Origin of the sequence: Rhizobacter sp., assembly GCA_021153565.1 — a bacterium.
Classification (GTDB): Bacteria; Pseudomonadota; Gammaproteobacteria; order Burkholderiales; family Burkholderiaceae_C; genus Albitalea.
This window is the reverse complement of the sequence record JAJKJU010000258.1, coordinates 1-18,044: the sequence shown is the minus strand read 5'-3', so window position 1 is coordinate 18,044 and position 18,044 is coordinate 1. Positions and strand designations below refer to the sequence as shown.

Sequence of the window (18,044 nt, the reverse complement as noted above, 5' to 3'; positions counted from 1 at the left end):
TGCATGGCGTCGCTTTCATAGGTGGCGTCGAACTTCGGTGGCTTCATCGAACCTGTCCTGACGGTTCATTTTCCAAAAACTTCGTCCGACGAAAACTCCATGCGCAATGTGATCAATCCGCAATTGATGCTCGGCGAAGTAGACATTGGTGCAATCCGGCTGGACCCGAAATCCCGGGACGACATTCCGCAACTTCTGCGCGGGTTGCAGCACATCTATACGCAGCCGGAGCTGCGTGAGCGTGTCTTCAGCATCTTGCGGGAAGTGATACCGCAGCGCACCGCAGGCGAGGGCAAGGCCGATGCGGGCACGGGTCGACCGGGGATGGATCAATGGAGGATTCTCGTGCTCGGTGTCATTCGGCTGGGCTTGAATGCTGACTACGACCGCATTCACGACCTGGTCAATCAGCACGGCACGCTGCGTCAGATGCTGGGTCACGGCGACTGGTCCGACAAGACGGATTACAAGCTGCAGACGCTCAAGGACAACCTTCGCCTGTTCACACCCGAGATTCTTGATCGCATCAATCAGGAGGTGGTCAAGGCTGGGCATGTGTTGGTAAAAAAAAGTCCAGCAGAAGGCCTCGAGGTTCGCTGTGACTCCTTTGTCGTTGAGACGCACGTGCACTACCCGACCGACATCAATCTGCTTTGGGATGCGATACGCAAGACCATCGAGATCTCTGCGGACCTGTGCGAGGCCCATGGCCTGAGCGACTGGCGCCAGAGCGCGTACAACCTGCGTCAATTCAAGAAGTTCTACCGGCACGCGCAAAAGCTCAAGCACTCAACCTCGAAGGACGAGGTCAAGCGTCAAGACAAGGAGGCTGCGATGAAGCAGGCGCACAGCGCTTATCTCGAGCAAGCGAAGGTCTACCTGGAACGGGCGACTGACACCCGCCGCAAGCTTCAGCACATCGTGCTGGCGGAGGTTTTTCTGAGCGAGCTCGACGAGTTCATGCGGCATGCCAAGAGGCAGATCGACCAGATTGAGCGTCGAGTACTGCAAGGTCAAAGCATTCCTCACGAAGAGAAAGTCTTCTCCTTGTTCCAGCCACATACGGAGTGGATCAGCAAAGGCAAGGCAGGCGTTCCGGTGGAGCTCGGCTTGCGCGTGTCCGTGGTCGAGGACCAGCACCGCTTCATCCTGAACCATCAGGTGATGGAAGGCATTACGGATGATGCTGTAGCCGTGCCAATCATCGAAGAAACGAAGCAACGATTCGATGGGATTCACAGCGTCAGCATGGACAAAGGGTTCCACAGCAAAGACAATCAAGTCAAGCTCAAAGAGATCGTGAACGTTGTTGTTATACCCAAGAAGGGCAGGCTCAGCGCAGTTGATCTGGAAATCGAATCTGGATCTGAGTTCGTCAGACTGCGTCAGCGGCATTCCGCCGTCGAGTCAGCGATCAATGCGCTGGAGCAGCATGGCTTGGACGTCTATCCGGATCATGGGATAGTTGGCTTCAAGAGATACGTTGCGCTGGCTGTCGTCGCGCGCAACGTTCAACGCCTGGGCGCTGTTCTGCGTCAGCAAGAAGCCGATCGAATACGCGGGCCTTACAAGAAAGCGGCCTAGACCACTTTGATTCGCGATTTTTCTGCTGCTGCGAACGCAGGGGCAGAGATAAATCCGTCTGAACAACGCCGAATTGGTGGCAAGCGGCGATTTGTCGCGTCCGAAGAACAAAAAGTCTCGAGGTCATCGGCGCGACAGCACAGTTGCAGACATGCCAGCGCCATTGGAATTTCTGAAAACATGACTTTTCGTTCAGGCACTAGTTAAGTTAGAAGCATAGGACTGAACGTGGAAGCGCCCGACAACAAGAAGTGGTTCTCGTTGCCGGGCGCTCCGGAAGCTGACCTCGCTTGCCTACTTCACCTGGAGACTCATCGGGGGCGAGAGCGTCGGTCCGCCACTGATACCGAACTCGAACGCGCCGCGGTCGGTCACCCCGTCGGCACCTCGGGTCTTGCCCAACGGATCCAGATTGAATGGCGCTTGCCTTGCGATTCCCGCGACCGTGGCTGCCTTCAATCGGAAGTCAAGGCCAGCAGCATTTACAAATGGATCTCCACTCGATGAAATGGCAGCGTTGCTTTCCTGGATGCTTCCGGAGTTGATGACATAGTTGTAGTCGTGCACTCCATACTTAGCGAAGTCTGGACTATTGCTGTTGTAGAACAGATTGTTGTAGGCCGCATTTCCGGAATAGACATTCGGTAAGGTACTCAGACTGTCTTGATCCACATTGATGAATGTATTGTTGGAAACCGTCGCATTTCGATATTGCTCACCACCCCCGCCAGTCCAGCCGCCAACCAGTCCATTGGCTTGCTGCCAAGTGGCCCCGGGCGGCTTGTAGAAGACGTTCCCGTAAACATTCAATTTCGCACTATTGTTGGACGAGTTGTCCCACATGATTCCGCCGGTACTTTGAATGTCGGTGAACAAGTTGTAGCGGAAGGTCACATCACCCACACTGCCGGAGAACCCCCAGATGCTGGCGACCTCAGAGTGAACGGCGCTCGAGCCGTAGTAGGACTGAACCCATCCGTGTTCGAACACTGCATTTTTCGGACTCACAAAGAAGGGACAGCGGCCAATGCCTGTCATCCTGAAGTAGCTAAGGGTGATGTTCGACGACCCGTAGATGGCAAGCCCGTCATTCGAGGCCGACCCGCCCGAGTTGCTTGCGTGCCCGATGCCCTGCAGGTCCACGTGGCGGATCGTGATGTTGTCCGATGTGCCGCCTTGGCCAGTCTTGATCACGGCGTTGCCATCGCCCAATTCCGTGATCTTGAACCCGAAGTTTCCGGACCAATTGTTCGACGCGCCTCCGCCGGTTTGCTCGTCGATAACCCAGTACGAAGAAGTGAAGACGAATCCGCTTGAGAAGGTCGCCTGCCCATCTCCATAGGCATCGCTCCATCCTACAGAGGTGCCATGGTCAGCCACCGTTGCCTTCTTGATAGTGATGGGGGTCGTGCCGCTCACTGCAGTTCCGAACGTGCGCCCTGCGTAGGCGCCGTCAGCGATGTAGTACACGTCTCCGCGGTTTAGCGCCGAAGGCAACGATGGGGCGGCGCTACTCCAGTCAGAGCCATTTCCTGAAGCCCCTGCACGCACATAGTAGTTCGCGGCGTTGGCGTCCATGGCGCCAAAGAAGGTCATCGCGAGAAGTAGTGGGACTGCGCATTTCAGCTTCGAGCCGCCATTTGCCAAGTCAGCGCGGCGATCGCAATCATTCGATCGAAGGTGTTTTGAGAGAATTTTCATGATGGATGTTTCGACAACGCTTACCGATGAATTTTGGAAGTACATGTGAGAGCCCCTTACTGAATGACCTTCGCAACTTCGTTCGAATGCAGGCTTTCGTTTCCGGAAGAATCCACTGCCGTAACCACGAAGTAGTACGTCTTTCCTGACTGGAGACCGGTCACCGTGTAGCTTGTGGAATTTCCTGGATTTATTCCCGTTCCGGGCGCTTGGCTATAGGTGTTAGACGCTGTGCCAAAGTACACGCGGTATCCAGCCGCAGCGCCAGAACTCGGCGGCTGCCATTGCAGGGAAGCGGTGGTTGCCGGTGCAGGTGCCGGTGCAGGTGCAGGTGCAGGTGCAGGTGCAGGTGCAGAGGTATTCACGTCGCACTCTTTCGCGACCCAAGCCGCCGGATCACTGCCAAAGAACGCATTGGTACATTGACCGCCGCCCGTGACAGTCTTTTGGACCCAACTGGACCCTGATCCATATCGAACGGTCTGAGTTCCGCTGACCGAAAACGATTGACCTTCGCTCGCAATCTTCGTCCAGCTCGACGTTGTCGTTATTGCTAAGGGTCGTGCAGTACTGGTGGCCTGCGCTGCCTCGCTGCCGGCTGCCGCAGCATCAGAAGGTTGGTCTGCGCCGCCGCCACACGCAGTGACAATAAAGGCGCTTGACATTAGAGAGACAAGCAGAGACTTTGGATAGTGGTGGGTATCAGGCTGCATTGGGAGAGTCAATCAGAAGATAAAGTTATTCCTCCACCGTTACGCTCAAGGGCGACCACGATGGCGCAATGCAGTGCTTCCAGCGAGCGACCGACGGAGTCGGTGCAACGCGATGCGTGGAGCATCGCTTTTGGCACTGTTCCTGCCGCAACCTCCTCTGCGTCAGGACGGGTTTCCCCACGTGTCGTCGGCATTTGTCCATCGCTGACCTCTAAGCAATGTGCTACTGCGCGTAGCGGGCTATGGATCAGCTTGTCCGGTGTTTGCCACCGTGCCATTTGGACGACGCAGCTCTATGTGCATCAGCCGTGCCGCATCGATTCGTGAACTTGTTCCGGCTCTTTTTCTTCTCTTTTTGGCACTCAATGACCGAATCCGACGCGTCCGTAAGAAGTCGGATACAAGACTGCCGCCGCATGACGGTTGGTCATACGTTCTGACACTATCAGTAGGGGTGTACGGCGGCCTGGGTCTGTGGCAGTCGCATTACGACTGCTGACATCCAAGTCCAGAGGCAGTGCCTCTGGAAGTCCGTCACGACGAGCCACAAGCCCTTCGATCGCGAAGCGAGCCTGTCCTGAGGTATGGAAGGGTGAGGGCGCGCGGGCGTGTTGACCCAGGGCGAACGGGTGTTGAAGCGTGAGCGAAGGCACTCCCGGCTTCTCAGGGCGGACGGTCTTGGAGCGACGCAGAAGCGAAGCGGCGTTGAGGTCGGACTACTCAACTCACCGCTGACGAACCGATCTCGGGCATGCCTTCGCCGCCCATTTCGGCTCGGAGTTCAACTGCGGCATCCGTCACATCAGCTGCGGCGATCTCCTCTCTGGCGGACTGCCAGGCGGCGAGGAGCATCCGCGTGCACAACCAGGACGGGGCGGCTGCCGCTTTGCTCGTGCGCTGCTGTCGGATCGAGCGATACGAGGTAAATGTCGCCTCGCTTCATAGCAGCTCACCGCCCGCGGCGGGCGCGTCGACCCATTCGCGTTCCTCGGCCGGTTGCGGCTGCGAATAGTCCGACGCGGCCAGCAACTCCGCGAGCGTGTAGCGGGGTCGTGGCTTTGGATTGACCACCAGGCAGCCGTGATCGACGGCCAGGCCGACGATCGCACCGGCTTGAAGATGCAGCTGATCAAGAAAGGCTGGCGGGACAGCCAACATGACTGAGCCACCGACCTTGCGTAGCTTCGTTGTGTGCATGGTGAATTCCCATTCGATTGAATATGTTTACGTATAACTTCATGACAAACCCGACGCTTCCGCAAAGCGCTCGTTTTCCGGACTTAGCAGGTCGGTCCTCTTGCCGCTTTCGTACTCATCTCGCATGTTGCTCGGCTACGCCAGTGTCTCCACCGACGATCAGAACCTGGCCTGCAGCGCGATGCGCCACCAGCAGCGGTGGCAAGCTGGTATCCACATGTTCGGCGCACGGGCCGAATTCGAGCGCACGCTGATCCGCGAGCGCACCCGTGCCGGCTTGGCGGCGGCCCGTGCCCGCGGCCGCAAGGGTGGACGCCCGAAGCTGCTGGACGTCGACCAGCGCGCGCTTGCGCTGCGCCTGTACCAGGAACGGCAGCCCCCCCCATCGCCAACATCTGCCGGATGATGGGCATCTCCAAGTCCACGCTGTACAGCTACCTTGACGAGGCGCAGCGCCATGCCGACGCCCAAGGGGTAGGTAAATCCCCGCGGACTCGCAGCTGCAACTGCGGCGAGCGGCTCGATCGCCTGCCGGGCAAGAGTGCCGAGTGGGCCATGGTAAGCGACTGTTGGCAGGTCGACCTAAAGCGCATCGAGCAGTTCGAGTGAATCTTGACTGATAATCCGGCGTCCAACTATGATGGATGCAATCTCCGTCTATAACAATACTAGGACTGTGATTGCAGATGAAATACGCAGAAGCCACGAACCTCCCTAACGAGCTGCTCACCATGTCGCACGAGGTGGGCGGCAAGCTAGCGCGCCTGCGAAAAGCGCGTCGACTGCGCCAGTCCGATGTCGCGCTGCGCGCGGGTGTATCCCGGTCGACGGCGGTCCTGATTGAGGCCGGTAACCCCAGCCGTACGCTAAGCCAGGTGCTGCGCTACCTGAACGCCATCTCCCCAGGCTCGACGCTGCTCGAACTTCTTCAAGAAGCCGACCCCGCCCTCGTCACCTTGCGCAACTCGGAAGAGACCAAGCGCGTGCGCAAGCTGTCCGCGAAGGAACTCGGGGAACTGGACTTCTGATGCCTATCGACCAGCTCTTCGTCTTCGCACACCTGCAGGACGGGTTCGCCCCGGCAGGGCGCCTCACTCTGACGCAAGGCGGCCGAGGGGTCGAGGCGTCAACGTTCGCGTACGGTTTGCGCTACCTCGGCCGCCCACACGGCTTCGAGCTCGACCCCGTGAGTCTCTCGTTGGACAATCGCGAGGCCGCGCGCGGCGTCGAGCTGCGGCCGATAAACAACCTGCCCGAGTTCGGCGGCATCCGCGACGCGGCCCCGGACGCCTGGGGCCGGCGCGTCATCGAGGCCCGCCGAAGAGTCCCCGCCAACAGCCTGTCCGAGGCGACCTACCTCTTCGACGCGGGCAGCGACCGCGTCGGCGCCCTGGATGTTCGTCCTTCCCTTGAGGACGGCGGCCGCGCCGGAACGTCGCCGGTGCAGAACCTGGGCTACCTGATGGAGGCAGCCGAGCGAATTGAGACGGGCGACCCACTACCGGCCCGCTTGACTGACCTCTTCGGTTCGGGGCCTGGTGCGGGCGGTGCCAGGCCGAAGGCCGCTGTGCGGGACGACGCAGGACTCCTCTGGCTCGCCAAGTTCCCGTCTCGTTCAGACACCTTCGACGTGGCCACTGCCGAGTACGCCACTCTGCGACTCGCGGCGCTGTGTGGCATGAGCGTGCCCGCCGTCCGCTTGGTCGACATCGGCGGTAGATCCGTTTTACTGATCCGGCGATTTGACAGGTACTGGCATGAGGGTCCAGCCCTGCCACCGGCCGAGGTCGCTCTCCATGAAACCCTGCCAGATGCCGGCGCGCAAGAACGCCGCCTGCCGTTCGTCAGCGGATTGACGTTACTCGCCTGCGACGAGTTCGATTCACGATACAAGGGATATGCCGACCTCGGCCATGCGGTGCGTCGGCATGTGCACCCCAGCCACATCCGCGCCAACAACAACGAACTTTTCGCGCGGATGGTCTTCAACATCTTTGTCAGCAATGACGACGACCACCTGCGCAATCATGGTTTCGTACGCGACCCAAGAGTCGAAGGTTGGCGACTCAGCCCTCTGTATGACGTTGTGCCGCGCCCCGGGGTCGCGCACGAGCGCTTCCTCCACCTCGAGGTGGGAGCGCAGGGGAAGCTCGCGACCCTGGACAACGCGATGACGGGGCACGCTGCATTCATTCCAGACCGGCCCGACGCCGTGGCGGTGGTACGGCGCGTGTGGGGTGAGCTGCGCCAGTGGCGTGCGCACTTCGAGAGCTTTGGTGTTTCCGGGCGCCTCATCGACGCACTCACTCCCGGCATCCGTGACCTCGACGACATTGCGAGCCCCGCGCTGCAAGCAGAGGTGCGCCGGCCGCTTGCCTGAGAGGCTGATCGGTTCTCAGTTCACCACTGACGAACCCATCTCGGGCAACCCTGCGCCGCCCATCTCGCCCCACCCGCCGCGTTTGCCAATCGATTGCGGTGATGCCGTCAGCGATCGCAGGACGAGCCTTCCGGCCCACAAGCCGAAAACTCGGGTTGCCCACCTTTACAACAAGGCGGGACCACCCAATCGGTGCCCATCTGGCATATAGCCCGAACCGAAATATGGCTTCCAAAAATCAGCGTCAATCACTACGGTTTAGGTTCACAAGGGGATTCCACATGGAAACCAAAGTTCTGACCGCCCATGTCCCGCGGCCACTGGCAGAGAAAGTCGATCAGTTGGCCGCTCGCCTGGAGCGCTCGCGTGGCTGGATCGTGAAGCAGGCCTTGACCGCGTGGGTTGGCCAGGAAGAAGAGCGCCGACGTCTCACGCTGGAAGCGTTGGCCGATGTGGATGCCGGGCGTGTCATCGACCACCAGGCGGTGCAGGCCTGGGCGGGCGAGCTTGGACACTGACGTGGCGGCGCCCTTGCCGCAGTGATGGAAATGGACCAGCAAGGCGCCGTCGGATCTGGCGCGGCTCTACGAGTTCTTGGCTCCGGTCAACAAACGGGGGCAGCGCGCGCCGTGCAAGCGCTCACGGCCGCGCCCGAGCGCTTGCTAGAGCATGTTCGCCGCATCCTGGTCGGGCACTATGAGATGCGCTACGAGATCGTGGCGTCCACGCTCTACGTGCTGCGGCTGTGGCACACGCGAGAGGATCGGTAACTCGGCCCCCGCGTCTGGCGCCCAGATCATTTGCAGCTGATCCTGTACTGGCGCGATGCAATGCAGTCTGAACTATGGCCTACCTCTTCGACGCCGGCAGCGACCGCGTCGGCACCCTGAATGTTCGCCCGTCCCTTGAGGACGGCGGCCGCGCCGGAACCTCGCCGGTGTGCGGAAGCTCGGTGTGGCGGCTTGCAATCGATGGGCGACGGCTTGCAATCCATCGCGGCCGGCTCACATTGATTGCGAGCAGTGAGGCCGTAACGTAATCGGTCAGCGCCCCGGCGGCCATTGCCGCGCCGTGTGAACCAGCGCCAGCACCCATACTGTCTCGTCGGCCTCAGCCACCTCATAGATCATGCGGTAGCTCTCATGCGCGATCAGTTCGCGCGTGCCGGCAACCATGCCGGGCTTGCCCAGCCGTGGAAAGTCGGCCAGCCGTACTGCAGCCGAGCCGAACAACTCGTCCATCGCCACCGCCGCACGCACGTTGTCGGCGGCGATGTAAGTCATGATGTCGGCGCGGTCCTGCTCGGCTTGGCTTGTCCACCGAACCCTCACGCGCTGGCCTCACCGGCCTTGCGCAGCAATTCGGCGCGGCGTGCGCTGAAGTCAGCCTCTACCTCGTCGTGCGAGCGCCCACGGCCGGTGCGCATCTCCTTGCGACCAGTCTCCACCTTGCGGTGCACGAAGGCGTCGTACTCCCTTGCCTCGCGTTGACGACGCACGAAATCGCGCATCAGTTCGCGCACCACCTGCGAAGCCGGCCGATCTAGAGCCTCGGCCTCGGCCATGAACTCGTCCCGCAGCTCCGGTTCGAGCTTCATCGTGAAGACGGCTTCTTTCGGCATGACGACTCCTACTTGGCAAGGTGATTTCAAAGTATATACGTCGTCAGTAGGTCCGGTTAAAAGTACTAAGTCGAGTAAAAGCCGTAGAGCATCACACGTTGGTCCAGATCACGCCCGTGGTTCGATCGACGGGGTACATGCGCCGTGCGTCCGTTGCCGTCTTAGCGCACGTGGCAGCTGCCTGATGCATCGCGTACAGGCGTGATGAACGGGCATGAAGGATCAAGGCGAACGGATGTTGTAGGGTGAGCGACCTCAGCGGCCCGATCTTGTAGCGCTGTGCTTGTGCGTCGATGCCACAGGCCATCGAGGGGAGCATTTCTATTATTTCAATCCCTTACCATCTCACGTAGTTTTCGACAAGAACTGGAGCTACCCATGCGACCGTCAGTTGCGCTCGACATGAAGCGAATCGCTGTACGTGAGGCCGCGATTCGGTTTCGCGCGGCGAACCCGCGCATCTTCGGATCGGTGCTGCAGGGCACAGACCGGGACGGCAGCGACCTCGATCTGCTGGTCGATGCGCTGCCCGGCGCGACACTGTTCGACCTGGGCGGTTTGCAAGATGAGTTGGAATCGCTGCTCGGCGTCCACGTTGATCTGCTGACCCCGCCTGACCTGCCGCTGAAGTTCCGTGCGAAAGTGCTCGCGGAGGCGCGACCGATATGAGTGAGAACCGCCTACCTGATTACGTCGGCCACATGCAGCAAGGCGACGGATGCGTGCACCTTCTTGGAGGGCCTTGCCAAGGACGACTTCCTTAAGGACAAGCGCACCCAGCAGGCCGTCATCATGAGTCTCATCATCATTGGCGAGGCCTCCACGAAGGTAATGGAGGGCTACGCCGAGTTTACCCAGGAGCACGCCGAAGTGCCGCGGGCAAAGCATGCGCGGTATGCGCAACCGCATTGCCCACGGCTATTTCGAAATCAACCTCGACGTGGTGTGGGGCACGGTGCAAACGGCGCTGCCTGTGCTGCTCGAACAGCTGCCCGCCGTGCGCCAGGATTGTGGTCAATAAAAATGAGTACAACTCCAAGCCAATGCATATACGTGTGGCAGTCGTCTATGACCGGTGCGATTCAAACTGATGTGTATGCCTTCAGGCTGCGGACACCGATTTCCGTTCAGGCTGACCCTTCGATACCGCAGGGCAGGGTACGCGGCGTATCGAAGCCCCATCCCGACGCTCCACAAGCCCTTCGATCGCGAAGCGACCCTGTCCTGAGGTATCGAAGGGTCAGGGCGAACGGGTGTTGATGACTTCACATCAGTTTGAATCGCACCCGTCTATGACTTGATCATGAACGGGCGTTGCACTTCATCCTTGCAACCGCCCTAACATCGTTCTTTCTCATTTCACCGCCGACAAACCTGTCTCCGGCAAACCTTCCCCACCCATTTCGCCTCGCAACTCGACTGCGGCATTTGTCACATCAACAGCGGTAATGTCATCCCTTGCGGTTAACCAGGCGGCAAGAAGCATCCGCGTGCACAGTAGATTGATACGGCGGGGGATTCCGCCGGTGTGCACGTGAATCGGAGCGAATGCGTCATCAGCAATCGCAGGGCGGGCATTCCACCCCACGTGTTGAAGACGGTGCTCTATATAGGCACGCGTCTCGTCCACGGTCAACGGCCCCAGGTGACACGAGGCGATGACTCGCTGCCTGAGCTGCTCCATGGCACTCGACCGCAGCATCAGCCGCAACTCAGGTTGCCCCACAAGGAAGCTTTGCAACAAGGCGTGACTACCCAACTGGAAGTTGGAGAGCATGCGCAATTCCTCGATCTCCTTGAGACCAAGGTTCTGGGCCTCATCTATGATCAGCAGTGCACGCCGCCCCCCCGCCGCAAGGGCCACGAAGAATGCCTCCAGCGTGGCCAGCATTTGGGCTTTCGACGTCCCGGAAATCGGCACGCCGAATCCAGTGCAGATCGCGTGCAATAGGTCACAGGAATCGAGCTGAGTGTTAGTGACCTGGGCGGCAGCCAACTCGCGCGAGTCCAGTCCTTCCAGCAGCGCTCGGACCAATGTCGTCTTTCCCGAACCTATCTCGCCGGTGACGACGATGAAGCCCTCTCGCTGGTACACGCCATATTTAAGGTATGACAACGCCTGACCATGACCTTTGCTCTCGAAGTAGAAGCTGGGATCAGGGCTGAGCTGAAAAGGCGCGGCGCTGAATCCGAAGTGTGCTTCGAACATCAATGACTCAAAAGCGATGGCCCATTCCGACGAACACGAGATTCGCACGATAGGGATGCTGGCCGCTGACCGTGGTCGTGAACCGGTTTTGCTGAAAGCCAGCTGACATGCTTGTGCGCGGAGATAGATTCTGCAGAAGCGACAGGCGCAGGGATTTGTCCTCGCTCACGTCTCCCTCACGCACCGCAATCCCCGAAATCTTCGACCATCTCACTGCCGCGTCGGCGGACATCTGAGGCGTGAGTCGTCGAGAGAATTGGAACGATCCGCCCACTTGCCGGCTATCTGCCGTTGCGGCCACGGCCGCGGCCAATGGATCCCCGTCGCGCGAAAGTTGACGCTGGGTCTGCCCGAAGAGGGTGAGCGATGCGGTGTTTCTCGAACCAAGAAATGCCACGGATGCGCTGCCGGAAGTCAGAAGCTGCGGATACTCAGCCACCACATCCACGGGGTTGATCGTCCGGGTGTCAAGACCGAGATTCGAGACGAGTGTGTTGACGAGACCCGCACGAGCCGTGGGATCGGGGTATCGCGTAGTAAGAATGCCGTCGAGTAAGGTCCGCAGGTCTGATCCTTGGCCCAACCCGCCAAGCGACGTCTGCGACATCACCGGTTGCCGCCTCGCCTCGAGCGAGACTGCAAAGAACGGCATACGGTGGCGAAACGTTAGTTCGCCGCCGCTGCCGAAGAATCGATGTTCGACGCTGGCCGACAGGTCCGTTCGCGGGCCGGGACTCCACTTGGCATTGACTCCGTAAAGCGAGTCGTTCTGATCGCTCAGAAGAAAGCGGCTGTGATCCCTTCCCGCGACCGCCCCCAACACGAGTTGTTGACCGAATTCGATGTTCCCACGCACACGCACCGTGTCGAGCTTGAAGCGGCTTTGCGTAACGCCTTTGGATTCGTTGTCGAGTCTGGTCCACTCGATGGCGCCACCCAGCGGGACCGGCTTGCGTTCGACCCGCACCAGGCTGTGGTTGGAAACCAGCCGAGTGCCGTCGCCTGCGCCGTTGGTCGTCAGGCTCGCATCGTGCCGCGCGAGCAGCGAGGTATCACGCCAGATCTCGCGGTCGATGTATGGACTGATGCTGTAGCTTCCCTCCGTACGCCGATTCGCCCCCGTCACGCTGTCGGCACGTGAACCGAACGGATCCACCTCGGACTGGCGCACGCGCGCCGCCGCATCGATGTAGAGCAAGCGTTCGACGACGGTACTCTTCAGGGACGCTCCCAGCTCGGGCAGAACCCCACCGCGTTGCGTCCCGTTGGCGTAGTCGAGGAACGTGACGGCCGCATCAAGTTTGAGATCGAGTCCGGCGCCACGCCGGATGTATGCCAGCTTCGGCGTCACGGAGACTATGACGTCGTGTCGTTCCTCGCCCGCCGCAGCGAGCGCGCCGTTGTCGGTTGCCGTTACGGTGCCATCGACGGTAATCAGGGCCGGCGGGGTCATGACTGGTGGGGTCATGACCGGCGGGATCAGGTCCACCGGGGTCACGGCAGGCTGAGTCTGCGTGCTAGCAACGGACGGCATGAGCGCCAGCGCAATCGCGGCGGTCAGGGCGTTGATGCGCCTCATGGAGTCAGAGGTTGAGAGTTTTTCGACGTTCACGCGGCAGCCGTTCGTTCTGAGAAAGGACCCGTTCGCTCTGAGAAAAGGACCCGTTTGCCCTGATGCATCGAAGGGCTTGGAGCGTTGGGACAAGGGCTTCGATACGCCGTAGGCGTACCCTGCCCTGAGGTATCGAAGCGTCAGCCTGAACGGGAAATTGATAGTCCAACGAAGAACTCTCAAGCTCTTCAGAACCAGCTTTGCGGGACGATGATGATGTCGCCCGGCATGACGGCCACATTCGCCGCGATGTCACCACGCTTGAGCAGATCCTTGAGCCGCACGCTGTATTGCTTGCCGCTCTCGGCACCACGAATCAGCACCGCGCCGTTGCCATCCGCGAAATCGGTCATTCCACCGACCTGGATCATGACGTCGAGGATGGTCATGTTCTGGCGATAAGGCACTGCTTGCGGCTTGGCTGCTTCGCCCACGATGCGAATCTGGTCCGAATAGATGCCCTGGAATCCGCCCACGACGATGCTGACGACCGGGTCGCGGATGTACTTTGCGAGGGCTTTCTCGACGTCGCGAGATAGGTCGGCGGGGTTGCGCCCCGCGGCCTGCATGTCTTCGACAAGGGGTGTCGAGATGAATCCGTCGGGTCGGACTGTGACGGTGGATGAGAGTTCGGGATTGCGCCACACGACGATGTTGAGCGTGTCGAGCGGCCCTATCTTGTAGCGCTGCGCGGGCGCATCCACGACACGAGGCGCGGGTGGATGAGATGCAAGCGACGAACAAGCTGTCGCCATGATGGCAGCACTGAACAACGCGAGCCATCGGGCCGCGGTGCGGACGACGGTCGTTTGCGTGAACGCCTGATCGCGAGAATCCAAGCCCTTCATCGGTCACCCTTCCTGAGTTGAGCCGTGCGGCTCGAAACCACGATGTTCTCGATCTCCTGCTCGGGCCAGTCTACGCTCTACACCCCGCGTGACCACCCTTTATCCTGGGGGTTGGAGGGGCATGTGTTGACGACTATTGGATTCGGTTGATGTGACCGAGCTCGGGTTGTCGATAGGGTGCAGCGAAACGGGCAACGCACCTTTCGCAAGCCAACACAGTTTTCCCTGAGGTATTGAAGGGGATTTGTTGCGAAGGCAGAGGCTTCGATACCTCAGCCCGAACGGGTTGTGAAGCGTGAACGGACTGTGAACGGTGAGCGGACTGTGAGAGTGAACGGGCTGTCGATAAGAATCCCAACAACACCGTCCGTTCGCACCACAATACCGTTCGCCCTGAGGTATCGAAGGGTCTCGTTGCGAACGACGAGGCTTCGATACCTCAGCCCGAACGGGTTTCAATTGGGAATGGAACGTGAATCCCGAACGGGTTGTTAGTCGTGAACGATTTGTGAACGGGTGAGCGGACGCTGAGATTGAACGAGTTGTCGATCCCAACAACATCGCCCGATCGCACCACAACACCGTTCGCCCTAGGTATCGAAGGGCCCCGTTGCGAACGACGAGGCTTCGATACCTCAGCCCGAACGGGCTGTGAATGTGAAGCGTGAAGGGTGAAGGGTTGTGAATCGTGAACGGACTGTGAACCGTGAATGGACTGTGAACCGTGAACGGACTGTGAACGGTGAACGGACTGTGAGAGTGAACGGGCTGTCGATAAGAATCCCAACAACACCGTCCGTTCGCACCACAACACCGTTCGCCCTGAGGTATCGAAGGGTCTCGTTGCGAACGACGAGGCTTCGATACCTCAGCCCGAACGAGTTTCAATTGGGAATGGAACGTGAATCCCGAACGGGTTGTTAGTCGTGAACGACTTGTGAACGGGTGAGCGGAATCTGAGATTGAACGAGTTGTCGATCCCAACAACATCGCCCGATCGCACCACAACACCGTTCGCCCTGAGGTATCGAAGGGCCCCGTTGCGAACGACGAGGCTTCGATACCTCAGCCCGAACGGGCTGTGAAGCGTGAACTTGTTGTGAACCGTGAACTTGTTGTGAACCGTGAACTTGTTGTGAACCGTGAACTTGTTGTGAACCGTGAACTTGTTGTGAACCGTGAACGGACTGTGAGAGTGATCGGGCTGTCGATAGGGATCCCAACAACACCATCCGTTCGCACCACAACACCGTTCGCCCTGAGGTATCGAAGGGCCTCTTTGCGAACGACGAGGCTTCGATACCTCAGCCCGAACGGGTTGTGTGAACGAGTTGAGAACGGAGAGGCTTCTCGGAAACTGGCAGTTCCTTTTCTCCGCGTGCACTCAACTCCCATTCGGGCTGAGCTTGTCGAAGCCTTGCACCGGGACGTGACGGGTACTTCGACAAGCTCAGTGCGAACGGACATTTGATGTCGCCAAGAAAAATTCTCAGCCGCATCAGTCGCCTCATCACCTACTCAGCCGCCTCTCACCCCGAACGAACTGAGACCGAGACGGCAAGCCAGTGGGCGAGATGCGCGGCAATGCGCGGTGCGGCATGGCCGTCCCACAAGGCTGGGAGTGCAGGGGGATCGGCAACATTGAACAGGATCTCCCACAATGCCCGCGTGGCTCGGGCCACGCTGTTGCCCACGTGCAAGGCCGACACCCAATCACCCTCCTCGCCCTGCCCCTCGTGTCGGGCGCCGAGCGACAGGCACGGCACGTCGAGTGCCGCGGCTTCTTCCATCACATCAAGACTATCTGTCAGAACGCAAGTCGCGTCGCGAACGAGGCGAATGAAGCCGGCATGCCCCAACTCCTCAATGCAGGCGATGCGATCACCCGCCAAGCTGCGGGCAAGACCGCTGTCTCTCATGGCCAGCATGGTGGATCGTCGCATGGGCCATACAAGCGGCAAGTCGCGGCTCAGGTCGCGCAGCAGGGGCACGATGTCGTGCCGGCAGGCTGCGCGCGATTCGGCAGGCATCTGCTTCAGTGCTATGACACCATAGCCGCGTGGCCCACCCAGGCATTCGCTCGGAGAAAGCACTGGGCCATCTCGGGGCGATGTCAGCTCAGCGAATTGCAGCGCCAGATGCACCGCGTCGATCAGAATGTTGCCGACCCCGAAGAAGGCAGCATCCTGCCGGAATGCTCCTCGCAGCAATGCAGAGGCCGCGGCATCAGACGGCTGCGAGTTGAATCGCAGGTCGGCGAGCCGGGCAATGGCAGCCCTCGCTGATGGAGGATCGTCGCACTCGTCCGCGCTCTGTGCATCAGCACCCACATGCACGATCGGCACGTCGAAGTCCCGTGCAGCACGTGCGCAACGGCGCGTTGTCTCATTGCCGTCGAACACCACAGCCGCGCCAGGCAGGCCTGAGTCGATGAGGCGTTCGAAGGCGGATTCGATCTCATCGAGCGAGGCCCCAGCGTCATCGACGAGTTCGAGAGGCTCTTGCCCGAGGCCGATGAAGCCATGAAGGTCACGGTTGCGCCGCCAGACGCCGCCGTCCGACACGCTCACGAGCCTCACAGGCGGAAGATCGCGACGCCCGCTCATCGCACGCAGCAGCGGAACCGCCTTGATGTGATCGCTGCGCCCGCTGGCCACCACGAGTACTGTGCCGCGCTCGAATGGCACATTCCGCTGCCAACGCTTGGCCGCCATCGACGGCGCGTGTATGAACGCCTCCTCGCCGATCTCTGCATGAAGTGCATGGGCGGTCGCGATGACGGCCCGTGCGTCGATACGCGCGGTGCCGTTCAGAAACTGAGACAGCATCAGCCGGTTGCCCAGCACATTGACGCGGCGCGGTATGCCACCTGTGAGTCGATGAATTTCGTCGAATGCTGTCGCGTCGAAAGAGGGCGCACCGTCCCATCCCACCTTCGTCAGTCGATGCTCGATGTACTGCCGCGTCTGTTCCGCGTCCAGTGGACCCAGATGGCATGAATGCTGCACACGGGCTTGCAAGTCCTGCAGCGCCGGGTTTTCCATGAACGCACGGAGCTCGGGCTGACCGGCGAGGCAGATTCGAATCCGCACGCCCTCTTCATCCGCCATGTCAGCCAGTGCGACGAGACGTCGCAGGGCGCCCTGGTCCAGATTCTGTGCTTCGTCGATGACGAGGAGCGCGCCCCGTTCGCGCAGGGCGCGCAACAGGCCGAGCATCTCTCCATCTCGTTCGTCGCCCGATCCGGGGCCCATCGGAATACCAAACGCATGGCAGATGGAGGCCATCAACTCGTCTGCGTCGAGCTGCGTGTTCGCAATGTGGCCCACGGCGATGCCGGAGGATTCCACTTCTGCGCACCATGTATGCAGAACGGTGGTCTTGCCTGCGCCGATCTCTCCGCTCAGGACGACAAACGGCAGCTCGCCCACGAACGCCTTCCGCATCGCGTCGATAGTCTCTCGGTGCGGTGTGCTGTCGAAGTAGAAAAACGGATCCGGACTCAGTTGGAACGGCGGACCCGCGATCCCGAAATGCCGCTCATACATGGTTGGCCTCGCGCTACGGCCAGCGTAGTCGTGACGCTAGCGAAACATTGGCACGTGACGGTCACCCGCCCCCTCGTGGCAAATCAGTCTACGCGGCGATGCGAAGCTTGGCGATCCCCTCATTTGAACGAGGTGCTTGGGAAGGGACTACCCCCCGTTCAGGCTGGGGTATCGAAGCCCCCTCACGATGCCCACTAAGCCCTTCGATACCTCAGGGCTAACGGGTGGGTTTTTGCAGTAGAAGCAGCTTCAGGCGACAACCGTCCAGGGACACCGGGGAACATCTCGTCGAGACATCCCCGTTCAGGCTGACCCTTCGATACCTCAGGGCAGGGCACGCCTGCGGCGTATCGAAGCCCCCTCACGATGCCCGCAAAGCCCTTCGATACCTCAGGGCGAACGGGGGGGCTTTTGCAGTAGAAGCAGCTTCAAGCGACGACCGTCCATAGATGCCAACGGAGAGCATCTCGTCGAGACACCCCCCGTTCAGGCTGACCCTTCGATACCTCAGGGCAGGGTACGCCTGCGGCGTATCGAAGGGTCAGCCCTGAACGGAAATCGGTGTCCGCAACCTGAAGGCATACACATCAGTTTGAATCGCACCCGTGAACGGGTGGCTTTTTGCAGTAGT

The 18,044-nt window shown here is 60.2% G+C and carries 21 protein-coding genes and 1 pseudogene; 11 read left to right on the top strand and 11 right to left on the bottom strand.

Features of this window, described 5'->3' with window-relative positions; translation table 11 throughout:
• The first annotated feature begins 99 nt into the window (after nt 1–99).
• The gene (locus AC30NL_RS16630) at nt 100–1,584 is read left to right on the top strand and encodes an ISNCY family transposase (protein ID WP_489465112.1); all 1,485 of its coding nucleotides are present in this window, start codon (nt 100–102) and stop codon (nt 1,582–1,584) included.
• Nucleotides 1,585–1,878: 294 nt separating this feature from the next.
• Here the strand turns inward: AC30NL_RS16630 and AC30NL_RS16625 are convergent, their stop codons facing one another.
• From AC30NL_RS16625 to AC30NL_RS16610, 4 genes are all read right to left on the bottom strand, one after another.
• Nucleotides 1,879–3,180 (bottom strand): hypothetical protein, encoded by a 1,302-nt coding sequence (locus AC30NL_RS16625; protein WP_489465111.1) that lies wholly within the window; start codon nt 3,178–3,180, stop codon nt 1,879–1,881.
• A 161-nt stretch (nt 3,181–3,341) separates the two neighbouring features.
• A complete protein-coding gene (locus AC30NL_RS16620) occupies nt 3,342–3,650 on the bottom strand; it encodes a fibronectin type III domain-containing protein (protein WP_489465110.1) in 309 nt (102 codons plus the stop codon).
• 1,150 nt (nt 3,651–4,800) lie between these two features.
• A complete protein-coding gene (locus AC30NL_RS16615; protein ID WP_489465109.1) occupies nt 4,801–4,941 on the bottom strand; it encodes a type II toxin-antitoxin system PemK/MazF family toxin in 141 nt (46 codons plus the stop codon).
• Nucleotides 4,938–5,195 carry an AbrB/MazE/SpoVT family DNA-binding domain-containing protein gene (locus AC30NL_RS16610; protein WP_489465108.1) on the bottom strand — a complete coding sequence of 86 codons (258 nt, stop codon included), beginning with the start codon at nt 5,193–5,195 and terminating at the stop codon, nt 4,938–4,940. The genes AC30NL_RS16615 and AC30NL_RS16610 overlap by 4 nt, the downstream gene beginning before the upstream one ends.
• Nucleotides 5,196–5,319: 124 nt before the next feature.
• Here AC30NL_RS16610 and AC30NL_RS16605 point away from each other — a divergent pair, with 124 nt between their 5' ends.
• The 7 genes from AC30NL_RS16605 to AC30NL_RS16575 all read left to right on the top strand — a co-directional run bounded on the left by AC30NL_RS16605 (nt 5,320) and on the right by AC30NL_RS16575 (nt 8,614).
• Nucleotides 5,320–5,601, top strand: coding sequence for a recombinase family protein (locus AC30NL_RS16605; RefSeq protein ID WP_489465107.1), 282 nt, complete (start codon nt 5,320–5,322; stop codon nt 5,599–5,601).
• On the top strand, nt 5,598–5,804 hold the full coding sequence (locus AC30NL_RS16600) for a hypothetical protein (protein ID WP_489465106.1): 207 nt from the start codon (nt 5,598–5,600) through the stop codon (nt 5,802–5,804). The genes AC30NL_RS16605 and AC30NL_RS16600 overlap by 4 nt, the downstream gene beginning before the upstream one ends.
• Before the next feature lie 77 nt (nt 5,805–5,881).
• The gene (locus AC30NL_RS16595) at nt 5,882–6,223 is read left to right on the top strand and encodes a helix-turn-helix domain-containing protein (RefSeq protein WP_489465105.1); all 342 of its coding nucleotides are present in this window, start codon (nt 5,882–5,884) and stop codon (nt 6,221–6,223) included.
• Nucleotides 6,223–7,575, top strand: coding sequence for a type II toxin-antitoxin system HipA family toxin (locus tag AC30NL_RS16590; RefSeq protein ID WP_489465104.1), 1,353 nt, complete (start codon nt 6,223–6,225; stop codon nt 7,573–7,575). The genes AC30NL_RS16595 and AC30NL_RS16590 overlap by 1 nt, the downstream gene beginning before the upstream one ends.
• Nucleotides 7,576–7,856: 281 nt before the next feature.
• Nucleotides 7,857–8,093, top strand: a complete 237-nt coding sequence (locus AC30NL_RS16585; RefSeq protein ID WP_489465103.1) for a CopG family ribbon-helix-helix protein — start codon at nt 7,857–7,859, stop codon at nt 8,091–8,093.
• 30 nt (nt 8,094–8,123) lie between these two features.
• Nucleotides 8,124–8,345, top strand: a complete 222-nt coding sequence (locus tag AC30NL_RS16580; RefSeq protein ID WP_489465102.1) for a type II toxin-antitoxin system RelE/ParE family toxin — start codon at nt 8,124–8,126, stop codon at nt 8,343–8,345.
• 74 nt (nt 8,346–8,419) lie between these two features.
• Nucleotides 8,420–8,614: a hypothetical protein gene (locus AC30NL_RS16575; RefSeq protein WP_489465101.1), complete on the top strand. Its 195-nt coding sequence runs from the start codon at nt 8,420–8,422 to the stop codon at nt 8,612–8,614.
• Nucleotides 8,615–8,618: 4 nt separating this feature from the next.
• Here AC30NL_RS16575 and AC30NL_RS16570 read toward each other — a convergent pair whose 3' ends face one another.
• The 3 genes from AC30NL_RS16570 to AC30NL_RS16560 all read right to left on the bottom strand — a co-directional run bounded on the left by AC30NL_RS16570 (nt 8,619) and on the right by AC30NL_RS16560 (nt 9,515).
• Complete coding sequence (locus AC30NL_RS16570) at nt 8,619–8,906, bottom strand: type II toxin-antitoxin system RelE/ParE family toxin (RefSeq protein ID WP_489465100.1); 288 nt, start codon at nt 8,904–8,906, stop codon at nt 8,619–8,621.
• A complete protein-coding gene (locus tag AC30NL_RS16565) occupies nt 8,903–9,196 on the bottom strand; it encodes an antitoxin of toxin-antitoxin stability system (protein WP_489465099.1) in 294 nt (97 codons plus the stop codon). The genes AC30NL_RS16570 and AC30NL_RS16565 overlap by 4 nt, the downstream gene beginning before the upstream one ends.
• Before the next feature lie 91 nt (nt 9,197–9,287).
• The gene (locus AC30NL_RS16560; protein WP_489465098.1) at nt 9,288–9,515 is read right to left on the bottom strand and encodes a hypothetical protein; all 228 of its coding nucleotides are present in this window, start codon (nt 9,513–9,515) and stop codon (nt 9,288–9,290) included.
• Between the two features lie 59 nt (nt 9,516–9,574).
• Between AC30NL_RS16560 and AC30NL_RS16555 the strand changes: the two genes are divergently transcribed.
• The 3 genes and pseudogenes from AC30NL_RS16555 (at nt 9,575) to AC30NL_RS16545 (ending at nt 10,217) form a co-directional block, all read left to right on the top strand.
• A complete protein-coding gene (locus AC30NL_RS16555; protein WP_489465097.1) occupies nt 9,575–9,865 on the top strand; it encodes a nucleotidyltransferase family protein in 291 nt (96 codons plus the stop codon).
• A pseudogene (locus AC30NL_RS16550) lies at nt 9,866–9,985 on the top strand (hypothetical protein); the annotation flags it as partial.
• A gap of 106 nt (nt 9,986–10,091) precedes the next feature.
• Nucleotides 10,092–10,217, top strand: coding sequence for a HepT-like ribonuclease domain-containing protein (locus AC30NL_RS16545; RefSeq protein ID WP_489465096.1), 126 nt, complete (start codon nt 10,092–10,094; stop codon nt 10,215–10,217).
• 333 nt (nt 10,218–10,550) lie between these two features.
• Here the strand turns inward: AC30NL_RS16545 and AC30NL_RS16540 are convergent, their stop codons facing one another.
• The 4 genes from AC30NL_RS16540 to AC30NL_RS16525 form a co-directional block, all read right to left on the bottom strand.
• A complete protein-coding gene (locus tag AC30NL_RS16540; protein ID WP_489465095.1) occupies nt 10,551–11,405 on the bottom strand; it encodes an XrtA/PEP-CTERM system-associated ATPase in 855 nt (284 codons plus the stop codon).
• A 7-nt stretch (nt 11,406–11,412) separates the two neighbouring features.
• Nucleotides 11,413–12,984, bottom strand: a complete 1,572-nt coding sequence (locus AC30NL_RS16535; RefSeq protein ID WP_489465094.1) for a TIGR03016 family PEP-CTERM system-associated outer membrane protein — start codon at nt 12,982–12,984, stop codon at nt 11,413–11,415.
• 221 nt (nt 12,985–13,205) lie between these two features.
• Complete coding sequence (locus AC30NL_RS16530; RefSeq protein ID WP_489465131.1) at nt 13,206–13,772, bottom strand: XrtA/PEP-CTERM system exopolysaccharide export protein; 567 nt, start codon at nt 13,770–13,772, stop codon at nt 13,206–13,208.
• A 1,622-nt stretch (nt 13,773–15,394) separates the two neighbouring features.
• A complete protein-coding gene (locus AC30NL_RS16525; protein ID WP_489465093.1) occupies nt 15,395–17,311 on the bottom strand; it encodes a UDP-N-acetylglucosamine 2-epimerase in 1,917 nt (638 codons plus the stop codon).
• Between the last annotated feature and the right edge of the window lie 733 nt (nt 17,312–18,044).